20 protein-coding genes, 1 tRNA gene and 1 pseudogene are annotated in these 26,636 nt (G+C 46.8%); 13 read left to right on the top strand and 9 right to left on the bottom strand.

The genetic code is table 11. From position 1 onward, the window contains the following. Nucleotides 1-236: 236 nt before the first annotated feature. Entirely contained in the window at nt 237-656 is a 420-nt protein-coding gene (locus ACOJTG_RS00805) for a MerR family transcriptional regulator (protein WP_104709522.1), read from the bottom strand. 372 nt (nt 657-1,028) lie between these two features. Between ACOJTG_RS00805 and alaS the strand changes: the two genes are divergently transcribed. Continuing rightward, the gene (gene alaS, locus ACOJTG_RS00810) at nt 1,029-3,662 is read left to right on the top strand and encodes an alanine--tRNA ligase (RefSeq protein WP_420152056.1); all 2,634 of its coding nucleotides are present in this window, start codon (nt 1,029-1,031) and stop codon (nt 3,660-3,662) included. A gap of 65 nt (nt 3,663-3,727) precedes the next feature. Here the strand turns inward: alaS and ACOJTG_RS00815 are convergent, their stop codons facing one another. Next, nucleotides 3,728-4,243: a hypothetical protein gene (locus ACOJTG_RS00815; protein WP_420152057.1), complete on the bottom strand. Its 516-nt coding sequence runs from the start codon at nt 4,241-4,243 to the stop codon at nt 3,728-3,730. Between the two features lie 238 nt (nt 4,244-4,481). Here ACOJTG_RS00815 and ACOJTG_RS00820 point away from each other — a divergent pair, with 238 nt between their 5' ends. Next, entirely contained in the window at nt 4,482-5,327 is an 846-nt protein-coding gene (locus ACOJTG_RS00820; RefSeq protein WP_420152058.1) for an MBL fold metallo-hydrolase, read from the top strand. Between the two features lie 1,499 nt (nt 5,328-6,826). Here ACOJTG_RS00820 and ACOJTG_RS00825 read toward each other — a convergent pair. Continuing rightward, nucleotides 6,827-6,899, bottom strand: a tRNA-Ile gene (locus ACOJTG_RS00825). 122 nt (nt 6,900-7,021) lie between these two features. Between ACOJTG_RS00825 and ACOJTG_RS00830 the strand changes: the two genes are divergently transcribed. Further along, nucleotides 7,022-7,396, top strand: coding sequence for a hypothetical protein (locus tag ACOJTG_RS00830; RefSeq protein ID WP_420152059.1), 375 nt, complete (start codon nt 7,022-7,024; stop codon nt 7,394-7,396). An 86-nt stretch (nt 7,397-7,482) separates the two neighbouring features. Further along, nucleotides 7,483-8,709 carry an HD domain-containing protein gene (locus ACOJTG_RS00835; protein WP_420152060.1) on the top strand — a complete coding sequence of 409 codons (1,227 nt, stop codon included), beginning with the start codon at nt 7,483-7,485 and terminating at the stop codon, nt 8,707-8,709. A gap of 47 nt (nt 8,710-8,756) precedes the next feature. Here ACOJTG_RS00835 and ACOJTG_RS00840 read toward each other — a convergent pair whose 3' ends face one another. Both ACOJTG_RS00840 and ACOJTG_RS00845 read right to left on the bottom strand, forming a co-directional pair. Further along, the gene (locus ACOJTG_RS00840; RefSeq protein ID WP_420152073.1) at nt 8,757-9,935 is read right to left on the bottom strand and encodes an OmpA family protein; all 1,179 of its coding nucleotides are present in this window, start codon (nt 9,933-9,935) and stop codon (nt 8,757-8,759) included. Nucleotides 9,936-10,091: 156 nt separating this feature from the next. Continuing rightward, nucleotides 10,092-12,371 (bottom strand): GH92 family glycosyl hydrolase, encoded by a 2,280-nt coding sequence (locus tag ACOJTG_RS00845; protein WP_420152061.1) that lies wholly within the window; start codon nt 12,369-12,371, stop codon nt 10,092-10,094. A gap of 215 nt (nt 12,372-12,586) precedes the next feature. Here ACOJTG_RS00845 and ACOJTG_RS00850 point away from each other — a divergent pair, with 215 nt between their 5' ends. Further along, nucleotides 12,587-13,723 (top strand): redoxin domain-containing protein, encoded by a 1,137-nt coding sequence (locus ACOJTG_RS00850; protein ID WP_420152062.1) that lies wholly within the window; start codon nt 12,587-12,589, stop codon nt 13,721-13,723. Nucleotides 13,724-13,798: 75 nt separating this feature from the next. Here the strand turns inward: ACOJTG_RS00850 and ACOJTG_RS00855 are convergent, their stop codons facing one another. The 4 genes and pseudogenes from ACOJTG_RS00855 to ACOJTG_RS00870 form a co-directional block, all read right to left on the bottom strand. After that, nucleotides 13,799-14,677 carry a fructosamine kinase family protein gene (locus ACOJTG_RS00855; protein WP_420152063.1) on the bottom strand — a complete coding sequence of 293 codons (879 nt, stop codon included), beginning with the start codon at nt 14,675-14,677 and terminating at the stop codon, nt 13,799-13,801. Nucleotides 14,678-14,752: 75 nt separating this feature from the next. Beyond that, nucleotides 14,753-16,021, bottom strand: a complete 1,269-nt coding sequence (locus tag ACOJTG_RS00860) for a M14 family zinc carboxypeptidase (protein WP_420152064.1) — start codon at nt 16,019-16,021, stop codon at nt 14,753-14,755. Then, on the bottom strand, nt 16,018-17,277 hold the full coding sequence (locus ACOJTG_RS00865) for a voltage-gated chloride channel family protein (RefSeq protein ID WP_420152065.1): 1,260 nt from the start codon (nt 17,275-17,277) through the stop codon (nt 16,018-16,020). Before ACOJTG_RS00865 ends, ACOJTG_RS00860 begins: the two co-directional genes overlap by 4 nt. 16 nt (nt 17,278-17,293) lie before the next feature. Beyond that, nucleotides 17,294-17,815: pseudogene (locus ACOJTG_RS00870) on the bottom strand (cupin domain-containing protein). Nucleotides 17,816-18,001: 186 nt separating this feature from the next. Here ACOJTG_RS00870 and ACOJTG_RS00875 point away from each other — a divergent pair. From ACOJTG_RS00875 to ACOJTG_RS00910, 8 genes are all read left to right on the top strand, one after another. Beyond that, on the top strand, nt 18,002-18,541 hold the full coding sequence (locus ACOJTG_RS00875) for an RNA polymerase sigma factor (RefSeq protein WP_420152074.1): 540 nt from the start codon (nt 18,002-18,004) through the stop codon (nt 18,539-18,541). A 68-nt stretch (nt 18,542-18,609) separates the two neighbouring features. Next, on the top strand, nt 18,610-19,212 hold the full coding sequence (locus ACOJTG_RS00880) for a hypothetical protein (RefSeq protein ID WP_420152066.1): 603 nt from the start codon (nt 18,610-18,612) through the stop codon (nt 19,210-19,212). Next, nucleotides 19,196-19,972: a hypothetical protein gene (locus ACOJTG_RS00885; protein WP_420152067.1), complete on the top strand. Its 777-nt coding sequence runs from the start codon at nt 19,196-19,198 to the stop codon at nt 19,970-19,972. Before ACOJTG_RS00880 ends, ACOJTG_RS00885 begins: the two co-directional genes overlap by 17 nt. Before the next feature lie 63 nt (nt 19,973-20,035). Next, the gene (locus ACOJTG_RS00890; protein WP_420152068.1) at nt 20,036-20,266 is read left to right on the top strand and encodes a hypothetical protein; all 231 of its coding nucleotides are present in this window, start codon (nt 20,036-20,038) and stop codon (nt 20,264-20,266) included. Between the two features lie 380 nt (nt 20,267-20,646). Beyond that, entirely contained in the window at nt 20,647-22,464 is a 1,818-nt protein-coding gene (typA, locus tag ACOJTG_RS00895; RefSeq protein ID WP_420152069.1) for a translational GTPase TypA, read from the top strand. Between the two features lie 134 nt (nt 22,465-22,598). After that, on the top strand, nt 22,599-24,041 hold the full coding sequence (locus ACOJTG_RS00900; RefSeq protein ID WP_420152070.1) for a glycosyltransferase: 1,443 nt from the start codon (nt 22,599-22,601) through the stop codon (nt 24,039-24,041). A gap of 54 nt (nt 24,042-24,095) precedes the next feature. After that, the gene (locus tag ACOJTG_RS00905; protein ID WP_420152071.1) at nt 24,096-24,851 is read left to right on the top strand and encodes a glycosyltransferase family 2 protein; all 756 of its coding nucleotides are present in this window, start codon (nt 24,096-24,098) and stop codon (nt 24,849-24,851) included. A gap of 74 nt (nt 24,852-24,925) precedes the next feature. After that, nucleotides 24,926-26,636 (top strand): SLBB domain-containing protein (locus ACOJTG_RS00910; protein ID WP_420152072.1); only part of this gene is annotated, 1,711 nt, incomplete at its 3' end.

Genomic DNA, 26,636 nt, shown 5'->3' on the forward strand with positions numbered 1-26,636 from the left:
CCTCGCGAAAAAAGAGCGATTGTAAAATGCGTTGAATAAGTGGAGTAGATTCGGCCATTGGAAAATAGAGACTCAAGTGTAGCAGTAAAAACGTTGAAATGCCCCAAAAAGATTTCAGAAAAGAGCTTATTTTTTCAGGAAAGCCTTTAAAGTTACTGCAAGGTGCTTGATCATCGGAGGGGTACAAAAAAAGCCCGTGGTGGACACGGGCTTTTTCAATACGTAATGTTGGCTATTTACTTGAGCTGGCGAGCCAGTCGGAGTGTTTTTTCGTTCGCGGGTTCTTCGGTCTCGGACGAATCGAATTTGCGGGGGCGTCCGGCTTTTTCGTCCAATGCCGCTTTCAGATCGAGGAGAAATTTGCGTAGTTCCAGAAGTGAGTCAACTAATTCAGTATTGTTTTCCTGTTTGAATTCTTTGTTTTCCAGATACTTGCGGGCTCCTTTAAGGGTATAGCCCCGTTCTTCCACAAGCTGATAAATAATCTCCAGCTGTCGAATGTCTTCTTTGGTATACATGCGGTCACCACCCCGATTTCGCTTCACTTTATTTTTGAGCGTGGGGAAGTTGTCCGTCCAATACCTCACTTTAGAGATATCAAACGAAAACATATCTGCTACTTCTCGTATCGTATAGTACCGCTTCTCGTCCGTCATAACCGCCGCATAGTATAAGTTCCGCTGAAGGTGCTGCTAGCCCAAAAGTCCAAAGCCCTGCCTCAATGCTTTAAACGAAGAAACTCGTTAAATAGCTATTGCTGCAAGGTTAGGAAGTAAAAAATCCGGCCGGCTGACCGGATTAGACGCTTAAAAATGCCGTATTTTCTTTTAAAAAAGGTAGGTTATTCCTGATAATTTTTTGTTTTTTTTCTAACTAATTGGTTTTCAAGCGAAAAAAAACTTTGGCTTTCCCAAAGCTTCACTTTCCTGCTGCTTTCGCCCGACCGGAATTTTAAATTACCTTTGCGGGCTCAATTCCAAGTGGTTTCGTTGCTTATAGCGAAGCCTTGATGACTGACGAATATCCCCATGACTTCCAGAGAGATACGGCAGGCTTTTCTTGATTTTTTTGTATCAAAAGGCCATTTAATTGTTCCTTCGGCCCCCTTAGTGGCGAAAAATGATCCCACCCTGATGTTTAATAACTCAGGAATGGCTCAGTTTAAAGATTTTTTCCTGGGAAATGCTACGCCGCCGTCCAAACGCATCGTAGATACGCAAAAGTGCCTTCGCGTTTCGGGCAAGCACAATGACTTGGAGGATGTAGGCTTCGATACCTATCACCACACCATGTTCGAAATGCTGGGTAACTGGTCGTTCGGGGATTACTTCAAAAATGAAGCCTTACACTGGTCCTGGGAGTTGCTGACAGAGGTGTACCAACTACCGAAAGAACGACTCTACGTGTCGGTATTTGAAGGTGACGAAAAGGATGGCGTACCCTTTGATCAGGAAGCATTCGATCTTTGGAAAGAAATTCTGGGTGGTGACGAACGGATCATTCTCGGCAATAAGAAAGATAATTTCTGGGAAATGGGCGAAGTAGGCCCCTGCGGTCCCTGTTCTGAAATTCACGTGGATTTACGGGACCAGGCTGAAGTAGATGCTACGCCCGGAAAAGCCCTGGTGAATGCCGATCACCCTCAGGTGGTAGAAATCTGGAATAACGTATTCATGCAGTTCGAGCGGAAAGCTGATGGCTCGCTCGTTCCGTTGCCCGCTCGCCACGTGGATACGGGTATGGGCTTTGAGCGGCTTTGCATGGCGATCCAGAAGAAAAAATCCAACTACGATACCGACGTATTCACGGGTACCATTGATTTTATCGCGAAAGCGGCAGGTAAAACCTACGGTCAGGAGAACTGGGCTGATATTGCAATGCGGGTCATTGCCGACCACATTCGGGCCATTGCCTTCGCTATTGCGGATGGGCAGCTACCTTCGAATGTACGGGCGGGCTACGTGATTCGCCGGATTTTACGCCGTGCCGTGCGATACGGTTATACGTATCTGGGCTTCCGTGAGCCTTTCCTGTATACGCTAATTCCTTTACTAGCCGACCAGTTCGATGGCGTATTCCCGGAACTGATCGCTCAGAAAGATTTCGTAGCGAAAGTTATTCAGGAAGAAGAAGCAGCGTTTCTGCGTACGCTGGAAAAAGGGCTGACTCTACTGGATAAAATTCTGGCTCAGGAGTCTGAGAGTAAGGTAATTGACGGAGCTACGGTTTTTGAACTCAACGATACCTTCGGTTTTCCGGTTGATTTAACGGCCCTGATTGCTCGTGAAAAAGGCTTTTCCATCGATGAAGCGGGTTATCAGAAAGCTTTGGGTGAGCAGAAAAACCGTTCCCGCAAAGACGCCGCTACTGAAAAATCGGACTGGATCGAATTGCAGGAGGGAAGCAAGACCGTATTCCTGGGTTATGACCAAACGGAGGCGGACGCTCAGATTGTCAAGTACCGCAAAGTAGAAGCCAAAGGAAAGACGCAGTATCACATCGTCCTGGATCAGACGCCGTTCTACGCCGAGTCCGGTGGACAGGTGGGAGATACCGGCGTACTGGCCTGGCCGAACGCTGAACTCCTGGTTGTAGATACCAAGAAAGAGAATGACTTGAGCATTCACGTCATTGAAGATGAAGAATTTGAGGAAAAACTGAACGCACACGGGGCCAGCGTACGGGCGATCGTGGATGCCTCTCGTCGTAAACTCATCGCTTCGAACCATACGGCTACGCACTTGATGCACAGTGCGTTGAAGGAAGTACTCGGTTCGCATGTTGCTCAAAAGGGATCGTTGGTGAGTCCGGATGTACTACGGTTCGACTTCTCGCACTTCAGCAAAATGACGGACGAGGAGATCGCTCAGGTGGAACAACGCGTGAATGAAAAAATTCGTGAGAATATTCCGTTGCAGGAAGATCGCAACGTACCCATCGAAGAAGCCCGCCAACGCGGAGCTACGGCCTTATTCGGCGAGAAGTACGGCGATTTTGTACGGGTAATTACGTTCGATCCTCAGTACTCCGTTGAACTTTGTGGCGGGACACACATCCCAGCTACGGGTGAGATTGGGCTGTTCAAGATCGTTTCGGAAAGCTCCTCTTCAACGGGTGTACGCCGGATCGAAGCCATCACTTCGGAAAAAGCATTCCAGTTACTGGAAGAGCAATCGACGCTGCTTAATCACTTACGTGAGCTGCTGAAAACGCAGGATGTACTGAAATCGGTGCAGACCCTGCTGGAAGAAAAAGCAGCTTTACAAAAACGGGTGGAGACGCTAGAGATTGAAAAACTAAGTTCTGTACGCGAAGCACTGGTTCAGAAAGTACAGGAGCGGAATGGTATTCATTTCCTGGCCGAACAGGTAGAAGCCCCCAACGCTGACGCCCTGAAACAACTGGCGTATCAGTTGAAAGACAAAGTGGATAACCTGTTTGCCTTACTGGTAGCCGAAGTAGGAGGCAAACCTGCGTTGGCTCTGATGATTTCCGAAAATTTGGTGAAGGAACGGGGCCTGAATGCGGGTCAACTGGTTCGTGAGCTGGCTAAGGAAGTAAAAGGCGGCGGCGGTGGTCAGCCTTTCTTTGCCACCGCAGGCGGTTCCGACGTATCTGGTCTGCCTAAAGTGCTCGAGAAGGCAGCAACACTGATTGGTTAAGCTTACAACATCATAAAAAATCCCCGGTCCAATTTGGGCGGGGATTTTTTTATAGGTACAAAAAACTAGATTTTCAATTTACTGTCTTCGGACAAATACGTTTTGTTACCACTGGAATTGATGTAATACTGTCCACCCTTGGCACCTACGTAAATCGTACGGCCTTTGGCGTCTTTGCCAATCGACTTGTCCGCTCCGGCTACTTTCGTACGGGTAGCTAGGCTGGCTTCAGCTTCGTCTTTTTTCGAAAGCTTATCGGCTGCTTTTTTGGTATCGGATTTTACTTCCTTCGCTTTCTTATCGATATTGTCCTTTGCTTCTTTCGTCTCTTTCTTAACGTCTTCCTTGGCCTCTTTTACTTTTTTGTCGGCTTTATCTTTGGCGTCCTTTGCATCGGCCTTTACCGCTTTCGCCTCTTTTTTTACGTCGGCTTTCGCCTCCTTGGCTTGCTTATCGACTTTGTTTTTTGCCTCTTTTGTTTCCTGTTTGGCTTTCTTTAGTTTTTCTTCGGCAGGCGTCTGAGCTTGCGTAGCAAGAAACAGGCTTACAAACACTAATGTAAATGCGAGTAACTTCTTCATGAACGTAGTTGTTAGGATGAAAATTCGAGTAATATTATTCAAAAAATGATAAATGTTATAATCTACTCATTGCCTTCTTGCGTTTGTACCGATGAAAGTTAAGTAAACTACTCATTATTAGTAGGTTAATATAAATTAAATCTCGATTAAGTTCAGTATAGATGTTGAAGAATCCTGCTCTGTGAGTATAACTGACCACTGGGCTTTTTGCTACCTTGCCTTCTAAATCGACAAGCCTTTGAAATTACATATAATCGATGCTGGCCATTTTAAGTTAGACGGCGGAGCCATGTTTAGCGTAGTACCGAAAGTATTGTGGGAAAAGTTGATTCCCGCGGACTCAAACAATCACATCCCCTTAGCGATGCGGTGTCTGCTGATTGAAACCGAAGATCGACGGATTCTGATTGACTGCGGTATGGGTGATAAGCAGGACACTCGTTGGCAGGGCTTCTATTACCGTCACGGCGAGGGTGACTTGATTGGTTCACTGGATAAAGCCGGGTTCGGAGCAGAAACCATTACCGATGTGATTCCAAGCCATCTGCATTTTGACCACTGTGGTGGTGCCGTTCAGTGGAATCAGCGACGGGATGGATACGAATTGACGTTTCCAAATGCTACGTACTGGGCTCATCGGGAGCACTGGGAATGGGCGATGCGGCCTAATCCTCGGGAAAAAGCTACTTTTTTAACGGAGAATCTACAGCCGATTCAGCAGTCGGGACACTTGCAATTTCTGGATGAAAAGAAACAGGCATTTGGGCCGTTCATTGAATTTCTGGTCATGGATGGACACACAGAAAAGATGCTTTTGCCGAAAATTCAGCTTGGGCAGCAGACGGTAGTTTTTACAGCCGACCTAATCCCTACAGTGGCTCATGTACCGGTCAATTATCTGATGAGTTACGATGTGCGGCCTTTACAGACGATGCTGGAAAAGGAAGCATTTCTCCGGCAGGCGGTTCAGGAAAACTGGATCCTTGTATCCGATCATGACGCGACTCATGAGGCGTTAACCGTGCAGGAAACGGAAAAAGGTTTTCGGGTTAAGGAAAGCGGAAAATTAAGTGAATTCATCTAAAAAGTTAACAGTATCCAGTAGAATGTTTCAATAGCATTTTGACGAATGGTTTTTTGAGTTTATTGAATGGTTAAAAGGTTAATAGCCAGTTAGTTAATTTTGTCTTTCTCCTTCTAGCCATGAAAACAATTTCTAAAAACGCTCTCTTCGTTACGCTTTACGTGCTCGCGGTACTCTTATCCTGGGTTGCTTTGTTTTTGTATTGTCAGCCTCATTAACTAGTTCTTTGAATCTACTTTTAATAGGATTGGGTCTTAAGGGTTAGCTTCGACGCCCACTTTAGAAAATTTTATACCCATTTATGGGTACTAGGTAAAGAATCTATTTCGTGAAGATGTAAATTCAAATTATGCCTTCTTTCGTTTGGCGGAACGGAAGAAAGGCTGAGTAGCTACTTGCTCCCAGTCTTACCAAGGCTGGGAGTTTTTTATTGTGATCATTGCTGTGGTACGGCTTAGCGATCGAAGTAGCCGCAAGAGACCAATCAAAAAACTCTTCCGTGAAACACGAAAGAGTTTTCAGCTTACAATGCAAACCTCTATGCTCTTCGAGCAGGCTAACTTTCAACTTGGTTAACAGCGAAATAACTACTAGAATTAGTTATCGGCAGAAGTATTATATGAACTGTGTGTATAATCGGCTCATTGGGGGTTTGTGAGGGTTAAAGCACAGAAAATCAGGAATCTTTACTATGGGCGTTCGTACGCTCAATTGCTACGCAGATAAACCTGACAAGGTTGAGTTTTTTACTAAACAGGCTATTTTAAATATTGTAGGAAACTTCAGGCAGGAAATGAACGATTGCGGAAGCAGCAAAATCTGAGCTTCAAGAGAATGAACTTCCCAGTCAAAGCAAGGGGCCATCTGTATCTTACCTCTTCAGAGTTGCCATCTGAGCTAAGGACGTGGGCTATTAATTTGTAGAAAATAATAAGTTTAATTCCTTTTTAATTACTTCTCTAGGAGAGAATTTAATAAATAGAATATCGCCTATGTACCGGAAAATAGCGTAAAATCTACCTTTCATGGTGATGATCAGTCCATTAATCGAAAGAGCAGGACTTTAGTAGCCCTCTGTTAATAGCTTTGTCTTACTGAATCGGTCAGATGAGTGGCGGCTTTGACGACTGAGGATGTTGAACATTAAGACCTACTTGTGACGACATATAGGCCTTATACAAGCCTACTCACGACGGTGAGTAGGCTTTTTTAAATTACTTTGGTAGTGTTACAGAAACAACGATCTGCCAACAGATTATTTGCTGCGGTTGAATTACTGTGAATAAGCTTTGGCTTATTTCGTAAAAGTCAAAATGGCTTTATTAAGGAATAGCAAGTTTGGCTATAAACGAGGAAAGTGATTGAGTCGGGACTCTTATTGTATTTCGGGAAAAAAGAGACGTCCTTAGAGAAGAGAGATTTGATCGAAGAACTCTTGTCAATAGGACAATGAAACAATCAAGCCCTTACGATAGTATCGTAAGGGCTTGATTGTTAAGTGGGCCCTGTAGGTTTCGAACCTACGACCAATTGATTATGAGTCAACTGCTCTAACCCCTGAGCTAAGGGCCCGATTTGACGGTATTCGGCCAAATGAGCCGCAAGTTTACACTTTTTTAATGCTTTTTGCAACGTACCATTAAACCTTAGCTGACTTTTTTGTTTCAAAGGATCCGAACGTTAACTAAACAGTCATGAAAAAACTCGTGTTTTCCCTCGGAGCCTTATTGCTGGCTACTACGCTGACCTTCGCTCAGGGCGAGATGGGTCGTTCTCCCGAAGAGCGTGCCCAACGGCAAACGGAACAACTGACCAAACAACTGAACCTCTCTGCTGATCAGGCCGCTAAAGTCAAAACGTTGAGTGATGAACGCATGAAGCAGATGCAGGAAATGCGTGCGAGTGGAGCTCGCCCGGATCGTCAGAAAATGCAGGAATTACAGGAGAATTACGAAGCTAAACTGAAACCCATTTTAACCACCGAGCAGTGGACTCAGTACGAAAAAATGCGTGAAGAACAACGCAACCGCATGCGGGAAGGACGTCGCGGCGGTCCTGGTAGCAATTAATCCAGGGTTTACTTGGCATACACGGGTAGGAACGTATTTTTATGCGTTCCTACTTTCGTTTATACCGAAGTACGTTCCCCTGCTACATGAACAAGAAGAAAGTTCTCAACGATCCCGTATACGGGTTCATTACCATACCGGGTCACCTTATATTTGACCTGATTGAACATCCTTATTTTCAACGCCTTCGTCGGATTAAACAATTAGGCATTGCGGAGTACGTGTACCCGGGAGCCTTACATACGCGTTTTCATCATGCGTTAGGTGCAATGCATCTGATGGGCGAAGCCATCAGTACGCTCAAAAGTAAAGGACATCTGATTTCGGATCAGGAATGTGAAGCGGTACAAATTGCTATTCTACTTCATGACATCGGTCATGGTCCCTTTTCGCACGTATTAGAACATACGCTGTTGCACCATGTTTCGCATGAACGAATTTCGCTATTACTCATGAATGAGTTAAATAAGGAATTCGACGGAGCTTTGGATTTAGCCATCCGGATGTTCTCGGGACAGTACGAACGCCGTTTTTTTTATGACCTGATTTCGAGTCAGCTGGATATTGACCGGCTGGATTACCTGAATCGCGATTGTTTCTTTACGGGAGTAACGGAAGGAAGCATTGGCTCGGAACGTATTGTGAAGTTGCTGGATGTAGTAGATAACCAGCTGGTAGTCGAGCAGAAAGGGGTGTATTCGATTGAAAATTTCCTGACGGCCCGTCGCCTAATGTATTGGCAGGTATACTTGCACAAAACGTCGATTTGTGCGGAAACCATGTTGATTCAGTCGATTCGTCGGGCTCGTGAACTGGTACACGCGGGACAATCGGTATATACTACGCCCGCTCTGGAGATATTCATTACGAATGAACCTACCCTGCAAGATTTCCGAACTCATCCCCAGTACATTCGGGCTTTTACTCAATTGGACGATTACGACATATGGGCTTGTATTAAGCAATGGACCGTACATCCTGACCGATTATTGGCCCATTTATCGACGATGTTGCTCAATCGGAAACTGTTCAAAATTCGCTTTTTTGACGTTCCACCCTCCGACGAAGTTTTCGAAGCTTTACAGGCTCAAGTTTTAGCGTTGCCGGGCGTTACAGAAGCTGACTTACCCTATTTAGTAGTACGGGGTGAGACTACCAATTCAGCGTATTTGGCGAGTCGGCAGCCTATCCGGATTCTTACGAAGGATCGGGGAGTGGTAGATGTTTCTGAAGCCTCCGATTTGCCTACGATAAAGGCTCTAAGCCAGATTGTACGCAAATATTATATTGCTTACGCAGTAAAAGGAATTTAACCTTCAAGCGTCCTAGTAAGTAAAGACGTTTGAAGGTTAAAACAACTTTACTTTCTAGTTACTCGAACTGCAATGCGTCGGTTCTGGTCACGACCTTCTTGCGTTTCATTACTGGCAATTGGGTGCTCTTGGCCGTATCCTTCTGCATCTAAACGGCTGGAGGATATGCCCATTTTTTCTAAAGCGATCTGTACGTTTCGAGCTCGTTCCTGAGAAAGCTTAAGGTTCGTTTCAGCACTACCCGTATTATCTGTATACCCTCCAATTTTTAGGTGCACTTCCGGATAGGCCTGCATGATTTCGTAGATGTTTCGAACTTCCTCCATGGAAGTAGAATCAATTTCGTTACTACCGCTTTTAAACGTCAGCTTTCTGAAATTGAACCAGGTTGTTTTATCTACCTTCAATGCCTCATCTTCAATAAATTGGATGAGTTGATTTTCGATGCTTGCCTCCCCAAAGGACAAGTCTACTCCGGTCGAAAGTTTTTTATGCACAATGACCATCGTATCCAAAGTGGTTACGCTCTCAGGCTGTGTTTCCTTTGAAATACCTGCTTCCTTTTCTGTTTCCGTAGTACAGCTTTTGAAAAAGTAAATGCCCGCAATAATCGCTAAAAGTAGTAATAGCCAGAGTAACCAGGAGTTGCTGCTTTTACTGGCTTCAGCCACGGGTGTCTGAGCTTTTTCTGTAACGAAACCCGTAGGTTGTGAAAAGGTGAAAAAGTGGGTAAGACCTGCCGGAAGAGCTGCTAAAACGCTTTCCTTCTGATTGGTAAAGAGTCGAAATAAACCCGAAGGAGTTGAATCTTCTTTGCCAATCAGGTACGTTAAAACGCTAGCAGCAATGCTTAACAAGGAAGAAGAAGACGTATGACTGATGTCAGCAATGGAAGCAATTCGATTGATAAGGTTACCGGTTTGACCATTGAATAAGGTTTCCACAATGGGCGAACCGCGACTAATCAATTTTTGAATGTCTAATACGGTTTTAATTGATGTGGACCATTCAGATAATCCGGAATCAATCCTTTCTTTTTGAAGTACATCAGAAATCAGACTCAACCCCTGAGGAGTAGTCGCTTTTTCTATGAAACCACCTAAGATTGCGGGTAGAGCAGCGTTTAAACCGACCGCCGTATGAGGCGTTGATTCGTTCAGATAATCACTGATTTTGTCAACCGTAGAGGGGTTTAAATGAGCTTGTGCTAATTGAATTAAATCCATTTGAGTCAAGATACGAGGGTTGGAATTCACTACTAACAAAGATGAGTGAACAAATAAATAAAAATACTTATTTAAAACCCTGGTTTTTTGCTCAAATAAATAGGTTGATTACACTAAAGTTAGTAAACGGTTGTCGGTATTCGTAGGACTCCGCAATTAAGGAGTAAGGGAGGTCGGACGGTCCGAAGGCCTTTGGCCCCATCCTCTGTTTGGTTGCTCGCCCATCGTTAATTCGAGCGTTCCACCGGCTAGTATCTGGGCGTGGGTTAAGAATGTTTTAGTAAATGTTTTTCCATTCAGAGTAGCATTCTGGATATAGATATTCTTAGAAGAATTGCCCCGGGCTTTAATGGTAAAAGTCTTTCCGTTGGAAAGATGTAAGGAAGCCTGGGTAAAGCTCGGGCTTCCCAAGACGTATTCCGGTCTTCCGGGGCATACCGGATAAAAACCCAGCATACTAAACGCCAGCCAAGCCGACATTTGCCCGCCGTCCTCGTTGCCCGACAAGCCGCCGGGGCCTAAACCGTATTCATCCCGGATGAGTTGACGTACCCATTTTTGCGTTTTATAGGGTTGCCCGGCCCAGGCGTAGAGGTAAGCGGTATGATTGCCCGGTTCATTGCCATGCCAGTAATAGCCTTTCTCGAACATCGTATCAAGCTTCGCCAGAAAGCGTTCGCGACCCCCTACTTGTTGTACTAAACCCTGTACATCCTGGGGTACAAACCAGGTATACTGAGCGGGGGAACCCTCCGTAATAAAGCCGACGCGTAAAGCGAACGGGTCAAACTTCTCACTCCAGCGACCGTCCGCGTACCGCCCCCGGGCCCAGCCCGTTTGGGGGTCAATTACGTTTCGATAGTTCTGAGCCCGTTTGATTAATGCATTGTAGTCATCGCTACGGTTCAACGCTTTCGCGAGTTGAGCCAGACAGAAGTCATCGTAGGCGTACTCCAGGGTACGGGAGGTTTGCTCGCGTTTATGAAAAGCCTGCCAGACCGAATCTTCCAGCGGAATGTATTGATACTGGAGGTAACTTTTCAAAGCCCGCCGTCCTTGTCCGGCTTCGTAGCTTTTCGGATTCGTATTGACTTCAAAAGCATTTTTACGCAGATAACGATAGGCCGTTTCGACATCAAAATTCCGGATTCCCTTGACGTACGCATCGGCTACCGCCGAAAGTACGTGATCGCCGATCATGGCTGCCGTATAGTGATTCCAGCAGGGGAAGATGGGCATCCAGCCGCCCTGTTCGCCCATCTTCGTAAAGGACTGCATCAGGCTAGCCGACCGTTCGGGTTCGAGCAAGGCGTGAAGGGGCAGGCCCGCCCGAAAGGTATCCCACAAACTGAAGTCACAGTAGTAATCAAAACCCTTCGCGGTATGAATCGTGGTATCGTTAGCAAAACCCGGGTAGCGTCCGTCAACGTCGGAGTACAGCCGGGGCGTTAATTTCGTATGATACAGAGCCGTATAAAAGAGCGACTGATCCGCTTCTGCACCCTGAAGGCTAACCCGCCCCAGCTCCCGGTTCCAGGCCGCTTCGGAGGTTTTGCGAACGGGTGTCAGATTCCAGTGGGGTATTTCCGCAGCCAGATTCCGGCGAGCCCCGTCCAGATCCGTAAAAGAAGTACCCACGCGTACCCGTACGGTCGTACCCGCCTGAGTAGGGAAAGCAAGGATCGCTCCCACGGCATTTCCTTTGGCCTGGGCTACCGTGCGTTTGAAATGGATCGTCGTTGTTTCAAACGTACCATAGTCTTCAAAAGGCGTATCGAACTGAATAACGAAGTAGCCACTGATCCCCGCTGATTGACCTGCCCCCTGATAAATGCGATGGACGGGATTGTAGCCCACAATTTCGCGTCGTTCGGGGTGGATTTCCAAGAAGCCCTGCCCTTCGTCGCTGTTTGGTTCAATCAGCACAAAATGCTTTTCTTCCTTTTGAAATTGGAACTCCAACAACCCGGACCGGGGCGTAGCCGTCAGTTGGGCTTTTACCTGATAATCTGGCAAAGCGACGGAGTAGTACGAAGGCGTTACCCGTTCCTGGTCGTGCGAAAAGGAAGATTCCGGTCGGGTCGTGGGCGTACCCGAAAAGGGCATAAGCGTGACCGTTCCATAATCCTGTACACAAGAACCATTTAGCCAGTGCGAACCCCGAAATCCGTTGATTTTCGAATCGGTGTAGTAATACGGAGCAATGCACTTGGTTTCGGTTCGACGGGTCTGCGGCGTCCAACTGGTCATGCCGTGCGGATGCCCAATAGCGGGCGAAATCTGGCCTTTTAGTTCACTACCCGCTTCGCTATGCCGACGGGCTGATTCGGTGGTGCTGGGAGCCGAGCCAATGAGTGAATTGACGTAATCAACGGGCCTTTTTTGCTGGGCAGTGGCCGTCAGACTAATCAGAAGCAGAACTAGAAAGAATCGCATGATCGAGAGGTCTTATACGAATGACTTTAAATGGAGAAGGAAGTCCCTAGAAGAAAGCGTGAATAGTACTGGAATTTTAACAAAACTGCTCATTTAAAAGCCCTAATAATTGAAATTGAAGCTTGTTTCAAAGGCCTGACTCTATGGAAATACGTATATTTACCCAGTACAAGTTTCATGCTAATCTCGTGTGTCATCACGCAACCACTTTACATATGAAGAAAACATTAGTTATCGCTTTGATGCTCGCACCGGCTCTGACCTGGGCACAAAGCGGAATGTATACCGTAAAGGGAAAAATGGGTACGCTCAATGCTCCCGCTAAAGCGTATTTACGGTATATGAAAGGTGATAAGGCTCAAATCGATACGGCTAAGATTACCAACGGAGCCTTTGAATTCAAAGGCTCACTCGAAGCCCCGCAGAATGCCATGATTGCCATCGATGCTCGTGGATTGGGCATGCGACGGTTGAACAATAATCACGTTATACCGCTGTACTTGGAACCGGGTACGATCATGGTACAAAGCCCCGATTCAGCCCTGAACGCAAGCGTAAAAGGTACGCCATTAAACGTGGCGAATGAAAAGCTGAAAGTAGCCTTGAAAAGCAGCAACGAGCAGATGGCCCAGATGATGAAGGAGTATCAGGCGGCTACACCGGAACAACGCAAGTCGAAGGAATTCGACGAAGCCATGGATGCTCGGTACGAGAAAATTCAGGGCGAACAGAAAACCATTTACGCGAAGTTCATTAAAGAAAATCCAAAGAGTGTCGTAAGTCTGGATGCCTTGCGTTCCTATGGCGGATCAGTCCCCGAATACGCGGAGGTAGAGCCCATGTACGCGAGTCTGGATGAATCCGTGAAAAATACACCGGCGGGAAAGAAGTATTCAGAAACGCTGGCGAAACTGAAAACGACGGCGATCGGAGCTATGGCTCCGGGTTTTACCCAGGCCGATACCACGGGACGCCTAATTTCGCTGACTGATTTTAAAGGCAAGTACGTATTGCTGGACTTCTGGGCTAGCTGGTGTGGTCCCTGCCGTCAGGAGAATCCAAACGTGGTGGCAAACTACCAGAAGTACAAGGATAAAAACTTTACCGTACTGGGCGTATCGCTAGATCAGCCCGGAGCGAAAGAGGCTTGGATGAAAGCCATTCACAAGGATAACCTGACCTGGACGCACGTATCCGATCTTCAATTCTGGAACAACGAAGCGGCCAGACTGTACGGCGTACAGGCCATTCCGCAAAACTTCCTGCTGGATCCGAACGGCAAAATTATCGCGAAAAATATTCGTGGAAAAGCCTTAGGGGAGAAGCTGGCTGAGATACTGGCTACCAACTAAAACGGACTGTTGTATACGAAAAAGCGGATGTTCAGCTCACTGGACATCCGCTTTTTGTATCGTTAAATCAAAAGCTTAATACTTCCGCAGAATACGTTCTACTGCCGTTAAATAGCCCCCCGCGAAGAGGTTGACGTGTACCAACAAGGGATACAGATTATACAACGGAATGCGTTCATTGAAACCCGGTTCTACGGGAAAAGCTTCGTAATAACTGGTATAAAAACTCGTATCAAAGCCGCCAAACATGGTCGTAAAGGCGAGTTCAGCCTCACGCAAGCCAAAGTACGTGGCCGGATCTACCAAGGCTACGGCTCCTTCCGATCCTGTCATTACATTGCCACTCCAGAGGTCGCCGTGCAACAGGGCCGCGGGTTCATCAGGAATCAGGTTCGGAAGTTTTTCGCAGAATTTCAGAAACTGGTCGTGTAGTTTGCTCGAAAGCTTCCCTTCGTACAAGGCCCGTCCGGCCTGCACTTTCAGCCGATTTTCGATAAAAAAGCTAATGCCCGATTCCATCCAGTCATTTTTCTGGGGCAGGGCTCCGATGTAGTTGTTAAATTCCAGTCCGTGGCGATCATTACTAACGTGGTGGAGCTGAGCGAGTTTTCGTCCAAAATCCGCCCAGTAATCCGGACGCTGGGCACTGGTTTCCAGAAAATCCATCATCAGGTACGCCCCATCGTTGCGTTGTCCGTAGCCATATACCGTCGGAATCGTCAGGATGCCCGTTTCCCGCAGCCGGTTCAGACTCCGGGCTTCGGATTCAAACATTCCTTCATGATCGCCCTGGTTCCATTTGATAAAATACGAACCTTCGGCGGTGATGACTTTGGCAGCCAGATTGAAATTACCACCGTATATAAATTGAAACTCTTTGACTTCCGGCTGGAAGCCCAACGTTTCGAATAAGACGCTTTCGATGAAGTGATACTGATCGGTACTTTGAAACATACGCAGCTGTTGGCTATTAACTGGCTAAAGATACGGATGAACTCGAAGGAAAGAAGGCCGCTGGGGCCAAGGTCCCTATTTTACCAGTCCATTTTCAATACGGTATTTAATTTTTCCGTCGGCCGACTTTAACACAAAATCGGCTTTGGACCCGAGCTTCACATCGGTATCGATGACTAAATCCGTACCATCCAGTTCCCGCGTACCAAAGAAGACCGAACAATCGCCGAATTCCTCGACGGTACCCCGAGTGTACCATTTTTCGGGACGGTTGAAAACGGCCAGCTCCTGACGATTGATAGCAAGATCGGTCAGAACGAGTTTACCCTTTTTTAAAACGCGTACATTCCGAATGATCAGGTCAAAAATGGAACGCCGATTCTCCGGAATTTCTTCGTAGGCTTCAATAGCTTCCGTCGCATACGAACCCGAAGCAATGGCCTGTAATCCGCTGAGTAAGGCTACGTAATTCAGTCGTCGGATCTGTTGTTTTTCGGGATCGTTGGCGTACCCACCCGATTCGATCAAAATCAGGGAGCTACCCCATTTCTGAATATTATCCCCAAAGGCTCGGGGTTCGAATTCATCTGAAAAACGACCTACTTGGTTAGGAATAAAAGCTTGTAGGGTACGATTGAGTGAAACAATTAGTTGCATCGAATGCTGACGAACTGGATTAATCTCACGGGCTTCGTTGTAAGCCGTGGCCAGGAAGGAAATCGTAGCCAGATTTTTCGTTTTCCCGGCGGAATACCGGGGTTCCTGATCGTGCAAGTTGAAGGCGAAAGCTGGTTGCAGGGTTTGCTGTAACTGCTTCAATAAGCGTCCTTCAGGGGTTTGCAGGCGTAAGGCGTCGCGGTTCATGTCGATACCCAAAGCGGTGCGGCGAGTCCAGGCTTCCGCTCCATCGGGATTAAGCATGGGGACAAAATACAGCGTCGTTTTCTCCAGAATTTCCCTGCGTAAGGTGTCGAAGGAATCGTTCGAAGCCGAGAAAAATCGGAATAAATCGAAAATGGCCATTGTCGCTGTCGCCTCATCGCCGTGCATCTGTGACCAGAGTAGCACTTTCGTAGGACCGGAACCCATTTTAACCAGGTTAAGACTACGGCCTTCCGTCGATTTTCCAACTTCTGTTACTTCAAAGTGGTTTTTAACTTTTTCCAGTAAAGGCACAATATCCTGATGCCGAAAGCGGCGTTCGGTCAGGGTTTTTTCTTTAAATGTTTCGTGCGAATCGAATACTTGCTGAGACATAGGTTGAGCATTCGCGGCAAGAGCAACTCCTAACCAGAGGAAAACAAAAGCGTATTTCATGGGGCGAGGCAGGTATGCGGCGGTCATGGTTTGATTTGATGTAAAGCTTTGCCTTTGAACGAAAGAAAGCGGGCGTGTTTGGGACTACCCACAATCTGGGAGCCGTAAATTCCCGAATTTCCCGAAAACAAATAGGCAATAAAGCAGGCCAGAGCCAGATAGACGGCGGCTTCGGACCCAAAAAGTTCGATGCCCATCACCGTACTGGCTAAAGGCGTGTTGGAAGCTCCGGCGAAAACAGCGACGAAGCCCATTCCCGCGAGTAGACTCAGGGGTAAATCGGCCAGCGGAGCCAGGGCATTGCCCAGCGTAGCTCCGATAAAAAAGAGTGGCGTAACCTCGCCGCCTTTGAATCCAACGCCCAGGGTAAACGTAGTCGAAAGCGTTTTCAGTATCCAGTCGTACCAGGCTAACGGTTCGTGAAAAGAGGCCACGATGGTAGGTACGCCGAGGCCAATGTATCGCGTCATGCCGGAAAGGTACACCGCTAGGGCAATGATGGCTCCACCCACTACGGGACGCAGCGGGGGATAAGCAATCCAGCGTTTGGCCTGTTTACTCCAAAAGTGCGTTAGTTCGGCGAAAAGTGTACTGGCCAGTCCAAAGCCGATACTAATGAGCAATACTTTTAGCAAAATCAGTACGGTTAATGCAGGTACAAAGGGAATGGCGTAGTGCGTGTGGCCCACGCCCCAGAGGCGACAGGTTTGATCAGCCAGTACTGCAGCGAGTAAGCTGGGAATAAGGGCTTCATACCGCAAACGACCCAGAATGAAAACTTCCAGTGCGAAAATAGTACCAGCCAGCGGTGTACCAAAAACAGACGCAAATCCGGCACTCATGCCCGTTACGAGCAGCGTTTTTCGGTCGGAATCGGAGAGGTGAAACAGCCGGGTAAACTGATCCGCAATGGCCCCGCCCATTTGTACGGCGGTGCCTTCGCGTCCGGCTGAACCGCCGAACAAGTGGGTGAGTAAGGTCGTGAGTAGTACGAAAGGAGCCATCCGGAAGGGAATGATTGTCCGGGGATTCTGCCATTCTTCGATCAACTGGTTATTCCCTTTAACAACGTCTTGTCCCCAGTAATGATAAATAGCCCCGACTAAAAATCCGCCGAGGGGTAGAAAGGCAATAATCCAGCGATGACTTTCCCGGTACAGCGTAACCAGATCCAGGGCAACCAGAAAAAAAGCGGAAGCCGAACCCGCCAGCCCACCTACCAAAGCACTGAGCAATACCCATCGAAACAAATAAATCAGGGAAGATCCCGCAGACGTATCCATCTAACAAAAGTACAAACTAACGAATGAGTGACTGAATAAGGTCCTGATATTCGGGATGGGTCGAGATGTTCGTTTCAGCCGTTGCCAGTTCAAAATCGGCAAAATCAAAGCCCGGAGCCACCGTACATCCCACCAGGGCTTATGCGGTACCCGGGGCGGGTCGCGAGGCAAACCAGCGGCCCGCCGGTACAACGGCCTGGAAAACCTCGCCCGCGTCGGGGTTGTTACCTAAGCGGACGATTTCCAGTTGCCCTACTTCATCAAATACAAATACTTCCAGCGGGCCGCCGGCGTAAAAATGCCAGACCTCATCGGACTGAATCCGATGCAACGCCGAAAAGTGATGGCTCTCCAGCAGGAAATAAATCGCCGTACTGAACGTTCGATTGCCTGAGAACCGGGCGGGTAGGGCTGGTTGCGATACCCATTCCTCAGAACGGTACATTTCCCGAAAGAAGCCGCCCTCGGGATGCGGTTGCATGGTATACTTTTCAGTCCAGTAAGAAGCCGGTTTCATATCGATTGACAAGGGTTTCATCGCATAAATTTCAAAAATCCAAAACACGCGTGCAACATTTCAGAAAGCAAGCTTGTCCTTGGTACGAAATTGATTCATGAAGCGGTTGAAATCGTTGGTGTACGGAAGGGAGTAGGAAGACAGGAACGTAGGGGGGGAGAAGAATTCATTTCAAAAACCCGTAACCTACCTGTCTTTTTGAAACCGTTGGAACAGACGTTGTACCTTGACCGTCATTACTCACTCGTTGAAGCCTGCAAGCGGGGCGACCGTAAGGCTCAGTACGAGCTGTACCGGCTGTACTCGAAGTCAATGTTCAACGTATGTATGCGTATCCTCAACCACATGGGGGAAGCCGAGGACGTACTGCAGGAAGCGTTTCTGGATGCTTTTCAGAAAATTCACGATTTCCGGCAGACGAGTACCTTCGGAGCCTGGCTGAAACAAATTGTAGTAAACCGGGCTATTAACCAGTTACGGCAGCGAAAAGTGCAGTGGGTGGAGGTAGAAGAAGCCGAGTATGTGGGCGAAGAAGCGTTACTACAAGATGAAACGGATTGGGAAGTAGAACGCGTACGAGCCGCCATTCAGCGATTGCCCGATGGATTCAGAACGGTACTGAGTCTGTACCTGCTGGAAGGCTACGATCACGAGGAAATTGCCGAAGTACTGGGCATTTCTGAGTCGACCTCCCGAACGCAGTACATGCGGGCCAAACGCAAATTAGTAGAAATACTCTCAACCTAACAGTAGCGGATGACGCACCTTTAAGACTTTATCAGCAATTAATGTATGGCTAATGGCCAAAAATACCCATGAAAAAAGATCGTATCGAACGTTTTATTCGGGATAATCGGGAGGAGTTTGATGCCTTCGAGCCGCCACTGGGATTGTGGGCGGACATCGAACGGCGATTGCCAGAAGCGATTTTACCGGATGCCGAGGAGAAAGAAGCGAAGGTAATTCCGTTAGGAAATGTCACTGGTAACCGATCATGGATGCATTTCTTCGTCGAAAAGAGCTGGCGAATGGCCGCTGGAGTTGTGTTATTGCTCGGCCTGGGTTTTGTGGCCGGACAATATTTTATGAAACCCCGTTATACGGATCCCATTATTGCTCAGGTAAGTCCGGAGGAGGGAAAAATGGCCTTCCGTTACGCTTCGCTAATTGAAACGAAACGATCGGAAATTAAAGCCATTGAAACGTCTAATCCACAATTATACCGGGAGTTTGCTTCCGAAATCGAGCAGCTCGATAAAGATTATCAGAATTTGCGGTCAGAGTTACCTCAAACTCCGAATCAGAACGAGCTGGTCGAAGCTATGATTCAGAACCTGCAATTACAGCTCGATATTTTAAATCGTCAATTACAGATCATCAACCGTATATCCAAACCTAGCCATGAAAAGACTATTTAGCGGTGTGTTCCTGGCCTTGCTTTGGGTAGTACCGGCTCTGGCCCACGAACAAGGTACACTTGCCGAACGGAAACGTACCATTGTCAAATCCTTCAGTGCTACCACGCGTGATCGGCTGTATGTTTCGAATCAGCACGGCGAAATGAAAGTGAACCTCTGGGACCGGAATGAAGTACGGGCTGAAATCATTATCGTCGGTATGGGGAATGATGATGAAGAAGCCCAGCGTTTTGTAGATGCCGTAGGGATCGACGAAGCTCGTTCGGGAAATATCATTCGGCTGGAAACGCGGTACAGCGAGCCGAAGGGTAGTTGGAGCTGGAAGGGCTGGGGACGTAGTTCCGATGAATCAAAATCGCGGGGTGTGAAAATCAGCTATACCATTCACATGCCCAAGTACATGCCGCTGGATATGCAAAACCGTTTTGCCAATGCCACACTAGCCGATTTTTCGGCTCCGTTACGGGTGAACACGCAATACGGCGATTTTACAGCCGACCGCCTGATGAGTACTGAGAATGATATTCAGGTAGAATATGGCAAGGCTATTATTCGCCAGCTTAACGAAGGCAATTTGAAAATCCAGTATTCTAAGCTGGAACTCGATAAAGCAGATCGTCTGCGATTGGTCAATAACTACGGCACCATGATCGTGGACGAAGTAGGGGATCTGGAGGCAACGATTCAGTATTCCAAAGGAAAGATTGGGAAGTTGAAAGAACAGGCTCGGCTAAATATCAATTACTCCGATAACGTCTAACTGCCCGTACTCCTGCGGAGCGTTAAAAACCTGGATGTTCGTTCCAACTATACGACGCTCCGGTTGCCCGTACGTGAAGATCAGGATTTGGACTTTGACGTAACCGTCACATACGCCAACTTCGGCTATCCGAGTGCTCTGCCCATTAATTTTGTAATTAAAGATGATGGTAGCGACGACTCCCGTCAACGTTACGTACCCAAACATACAAAGACTTATAAGGGAAAAGTAGGCAAGGGAGGCTGCACGGTACGGATCGTTTCCAACTATGGTCCTGTGAAGTTTATCGACTAAGTTTTGCTCTTCTCTAACACTCCTGTATTCAACCTATTAAACGGTCGTATGCAGGAGTTTTTTTGTTATAGATAGAATATGTACTTCCACATCGTAAAAAAAACGGCTTCTTGGAAATATCCAAAATTAGCTTTAGAACCCTGTAGAAGGCTAATCCGGCGAGGATTAACGTAGAAGTAATGATAACCTAATAAATTATTATTCAGCAAGATAGTGTTTTTTCGTTAGAAAATTCATAATTTTGCGGGCATTTTCATTGGCGGTTATCCGTAAGGCTAGCTCTGTGTGACTCGAAGTTAGGGACGACAGGCGGTGCTTGAAGCACCGGTGGTAAACAAAGCGGATAACAGACAAACGACATCAGAAAACTTTCTTCTCCGATGCAAAGCATCCGTAACATTGCCATCATTGCCCACGTTGACCACGGCAAAACCACGCTGGTGGATAAGATCATCCACTACAGCAAACTCTTCCGCGAAAATCAGGAATTCAACGATCTGATTCTGGATAACAACGATCTGGAACGCGAACGCGGAATCACGATTCTTTCTAAGAACGTATCCGTTCGTTACAAAGACGTTAAAATCAATATCATCGATACACCGGGCCACGCCGACTTTGGCGGTGAGGTAGAACGTGTATTAAAAATGGCCGACGGCGTATGTCTGCTCGTGGATGCCTTCGAAGGCCCCATGCCCCAGACGCGTTTCGTACTTTCCAAAGCGATCTCGCTGGGTCTGAAAGTAATCGTGGTTGTAAACAAAGTTGATAAAGAAAACTGCCGCCCCGAAGAAGTTCAGGAAAACGTATTTGACCTGATGTTCAACCTCGGGGCGACGGAAGATCAGCTCGACTTCCCAACCCTGTTCGGTTCAGGTAAAGGTGGCTGGATGAGCACCGATTACCGCAATAAAACGGAAGATATCAGTCCGTTGCTCGATGCCATCATCGAAAGCGTACCCCCGGCTCCTCAGCCCGAAGGTATTCCCCAGATGCAGATCACGTCTTTGGACTTTTCTCAGTTTACGGGTCGGATTGCCATTGGCCGCGTATTCCAGGGAACGCTGAAAGAAGGTGCTTCGATGGGTCTTTGCAAGTCGGACGGCAGCGTAAAACGCGTTCGGATCAAAGAACTTCAGGTATTCGAAGGCTTAGGCCGGGCGAAAGTATCCGAAGTAGTTGCCGGAGATATCTGTGCCATTACGGGTCTGGAAGATTTCGAAATTGGAGATACCGTGACGGATTTCGATAATCCGCAACCGCTGGAACGTATTGCCGTGGATGAGCCTACGATGAGTATGTTGTTTACAATCAACAACTCTCCGTTCTTCGGTAAAGAAGGTAAATTCGTAACGTCTCGCCACTTACGTGATCGTCTGTACAAGGAAATCGAGAAAAACCTGGCTCTCCGCGTGCAGCCTACGGATAGCGAAGACCGCTTCCTGGTATTCGGTCGGGGTATTCTTCACTTGTCTGTACTGATCGAAACGATGCGTCGCGAAGGCTACGAATTACAGGTAGGTCAGCCTCAGGTATTATACAAAGAGATCGACGGTGTGCGTCACGAACCCATCGAATTGATGGTTGTGGACGTTCCCGAAGCTACGGCTGGTAAAGTAATTGAGCTGGCGACCCAACGTAAGGGTGAACTCACGATCATGGAGCCGAAAGGTGATGTGCAACACTTGGAGTTCAATATTCCTTCACGTGGTCTGATCGGTCTGCGTTCGGACGTATTGACGGCCACCTTCGGGGAAGATGTAATGACGCACCGTTTCCGGGCGTATGAGCCTTTTAAAGGCCCCATCCCAGGTCGGATCAACGGATCGATCATTTCTAAAGGTACGGGTGTAGCTACGGCATACACGATCGATAAATTACAGGATCGCGGTCGTTTCTTCATCGACGCCGGTGAAGAAATCTACGAAGGTATGGTTGTAGGTGAGCACAATCGTAACAACGACATCGTGGTAAACCTTCAGGAAGCCAAGAAGCTGACGAACATGCGGGCTTCTGGTTCCGACGACAGCGTACGGATTATTCCTAAAGTAAACTTCTCCCTGGAAGATTCGATGGAATACATCCAGAAAGACGAATACCTGGAAATTACGCCGAAGTCGATGCGGATGCGTAAAATCCACCTGAATGAGAACGATCGTAAACGTGCGGAAAGCAAAGGTGCTTTCGCGGATGCGTAAGCATTCTGTGCGAATTGAATAAGAAAAGAGGCAGGTCAGTTTTGACCTGCCTCTTTTCTTAAAATGGAGTTTGTACGAATTTGCGTAGGCCGCATTCGTATCCTTATTTCGTGTTTTTATCGCTTAACTCGCTCATGTCGATTTCCGAAGTTTCTCCGCAGCTGGACACCACTGAACATCTGGAATATTTTGAACGGATTGCTCCGTCGCAGGCCGCGTATCGTCGTAAAAAGAACTACTACTGGGACGAAATCACGCAGTACTGCGATTATTTCTCGCACGAAGAGCTTTCCATCCTTGAAGTAGGCTGCGGTACGGGTGAACTCATTGGTCAGATCAGAGGTCGATACAAAACGGGAATTGACTTTAGCGAGGGAATGATTACCGGGGCTCGTCAGCAGTTTCCACAGGTGGAGTTTCAGGTGATGAACGCCCGCGAGTTACGGCTGGATCGTCAATATGATTTGATCATCCTGTCGAATCTGATTGGATACATCGACGACGTTCAGGCTCTGTTCGAGCAATTGCGGCCTTTATGCCATGAGCGTACGAAAATCATTGTTAATTACTATAACTTCGTCTGGGAGCCTTTCCTGAGAATGGCCGAATGGCTGGGCGTAAAGCGAAAAACACCCCGGCAGAACTGGCTTTCCCGCATGGACATTAATAACCTGCTCTACCTGGCCGGGTTTGACGTGTACCGGAATAGCATGCGGATGCTTTGCCCGGTATACATTCCATTGATTTCAACATTCCTGAATAAATACGTAGCCAAGTTACCGCTCATTCGGCACCTGGCGATCAATCAGTATAGTTTCGCCAAGCCCGCCCTAGAAGTAGAGGACTGGCAGAATCGCTTTTCGACGAGTATCGTGATCCCGGCTCGGAATGAGAGTGGAAACATTGAAAACGCGTTGTTACGCATGCCCCGGTTTGGAAAGCATCTGGAAATCATCTTTGTGGAAGGAAATTCTACCGATGATACCTGGCAAACCATCCAGCGAATTCACGAGCAGTATAAAGACCAATTCGATATTAAAATTCTGCAGCAGGATGGTAAGGGGAAAGGTAATGCCGTACGGAACGGTTTCGCGGTGGCTACGGGCGATATTCTAATGATTTTGGATGCCGATTTAACGGTACCGCCCGAAGATTTGCCTAAATTCTACGATGCCATTGCTTCCGGAAAAGGGGATTTCGTGAACGGCTCGCGATTGGTGTATCCGATGGAAAAGAAAGCCATGCGATTTCTGAACCTGCTGGGTAACAAATTCTTTAGTCTGCTGTTTTCCTGGTTACTGGATCGGCCGTTCAAGGACACGCTGTGTGGAACAAAAGTGATCTTCCGGTCAGATTACTACCGACTCATTGCCAACCGTAAGTTCTTCGGCGATTTCGACCCGTTCGGTGACTTTGATTTAATCTTCGGGGCCTTCAAGTTAAATTTGAAAATCGTAGAGGTCCCCATTCGTTACCGGGAAAGAACCTATGGAGATACGAACATTTCTCGCTTCAAACACGGATTTATTCTATTACGAATGTGTGCGTTTGCGGCCCGCAAACTGAAATTTATCTAAAACGAGATGCAGCCGTTGGATAAATAAGTTTTCTGACGGTTTACTCACTTACGCATGTCACAGCTTCCAAAAATTTCCATTGTTACGGTGGTATACAATGGAGTCTTAACCATAGAAGATACCATACAGTCTGTACTGTCACAGGATTATCCTAACCTGGAATACATCATTATTGATGGGGCTTCGACGGATGGTACGCTGGAGAAGATTCAGCCGTATCGGAACAGGATTGCTCTGGTTGTCAGTGAACCAGATAAGGGAATCTGGGATGCGATGAACAAAGGATTACAGCGAGCTACGGGCGATGTAATTGGCATTCTGAATTCGGATGATGTATATGCCCATTCAAACGTATTGTCAAAAGTGATGAGCGTTTTCGAAGAGCATCCAAGCATTGAAGCGGTGTACGGAAATCTAAAGTACATGGACCGTGGATTGACGAAAGTTATTCGCGACTGGAAATCAAGACCTTATGACCAGCGTTTTTTCGAATATGGTGAAATGCCACCACATCCCACCTTCTTTGCGAAACGATCGCTGTATGACCGGATCGGGTACTTAGATCTGAACTTTCGTTTAGGAGCTGACTATGAACTCTGCTTTCGAGCCATGCGGGTGCACCAGTTACCTACCAAGTGGATTGATGATTGCTTAGTACATATGCGAATCGGGGGAGAATCTAACCGTAGTCTTAAAAACATTGTAGACCAGCATCGTTTGAATATGAAGGCTTGGACAATTCATGGTTTACCCGTTCCTTTGTCCTTCCATTACGGTAAATTTATCCATAGGTTTAAACAGTTTTTATAGGTATTACATACAATTTGTTAACTTTGTAAGCGTTTATCCAGCGTAACCCAACGATTGCCAACCTAACTTAATAAATGCGAAGTTTTTATACATTCGTACTAAGTATTATTCTTCTTAGTGCAGGAACTGTTTATAGTCAAGTTCCTGGAAAAGTTGAGCAGTTATCTGATGCTCAAATTCAAGAGTTTATCCAAAAATCCCAGGCTAGTGGATTAAGTGAAGCCCAAATTGAACAATTGGCTCTTCAGCGAGGATATACGCAGCAGGATGTAATAAAAATGCGGGATCGCATTGCCAAGCTTAAAGCGGGGCAAACGAAAACGGCCTCCAGCCAATCTGCTGAAACAGAGACTTCCCGGAAGCAAACCCAAGAAGTGGCTGAAAAAGCTCCTACGGTTGTTGCGAAACAACAAAGCACTTCTAAAACGGAAGCAGAAGATAATACAACGCAAACAAAGGAAGTTTTCGGTTCAAGTTTCTTCCGTAATGCAACCCTTTCCTTTGAACCTAACTTACGCATTGCTACGCCTAAAAATTACTCCTTAGGTCCTGAAGATGAGTTAAATGTCGAAATTTTCGGAAGCTCCGTACAATCTTACAAATTGAAAGTAAGTCCCGAGGGAAGCATTCGAATCGAAAATTCAGGACCTATTCTCGTGAATGGATTAACCATTGAAGAAGCTAAAGCCAAGATTGCGAGTCGCTTACGGCAACTGTATTCCATGCCAGGGATAGGTATTAATGTAACTTTAGGAAACGTACGAAGTATCAAAGTTACTATCACTGGAGAAGTAGTGCGGCCAGGAAGCTATACAATTTCTTCGCTTGCTACGGTCTTTAATGCCATTTATCAATCAGGAGGTCCTACGGCGAATGGTAGTTTTCGCTTAATTCAATTACGTCGTAATAATAAGCTAGTACGTACGATTGATCTCTATGACTTTTTACTTAAAGGCGACGAAAAAGATAACGTTGGCTTACGGGATCAGGACGTATTAGTATTTCCAGATTATCAGGCACGCGTAGAACTGAGTGGTGAGATTCGTCGACCCTTGATTTTTGAGATAAAAGAAGGAGAAACCTTAAAAGACGTTTTTCAATTTGCGGGAGGTTTCACTGATCAAGCGTATACAGCGACCATTACGGTGCGTAGAAATACGTCAAAAGAGCTTAAGATACTAAATATTCAGCAAGACTTCTTCGGATCATTTATTCCTCAAAATGGCGATCGCTTTACGGTTGGTACTATTTTGGATCGTTACGAAAACCGAGTTCAAATCGCGGGTGCCGTATTCCGTCCAGGAGAATACGCCTTAGACGAGTCAATCAGTACGCTGAAACAACTAGTTCAAAAGGCCGAAGGCGTTCGAGGAGACGCCTTTCTGGATCGTATTTTCATTCGCCGGGAAAAAGATAACTTAGACGTTGAAAACATCTCTGTAGACTTAGGTAAATTACTAAAAGGAGAAGTGGAAGACATTAAACTACAACGTCAGGACTTTGTAACCATTAAATCAATTGACGAACTACGGGAAAAATACACGGTAAGTATTGGAGGAGCAGTCAATAACGGCGGCAATTTTGAATACACCGAAAATATGACGCTCAGCGACCTCATCACGCTGGCAGGAGGCTTTGCCGAAGGAGCAGTTTCTTCACGTATCGAAGTATCGCGGAGGATTAGAGCAGATAGTACAAATATCTCAACAAGTGCAAATATACAGGTATTTACGCTATCCATAGACAAGGATTTAAAGATCACCTCGCAGGAAAAGGCGTTTACTC

Origin of the sequence: Siphonobacter sp., assembly GCF_048595215.1 — a bacterium.
Lineage (GTDB): Bacteria > Bacteroidota > Bacteroidia > Cytophagales > Spirosomataceae > Siphonobacter.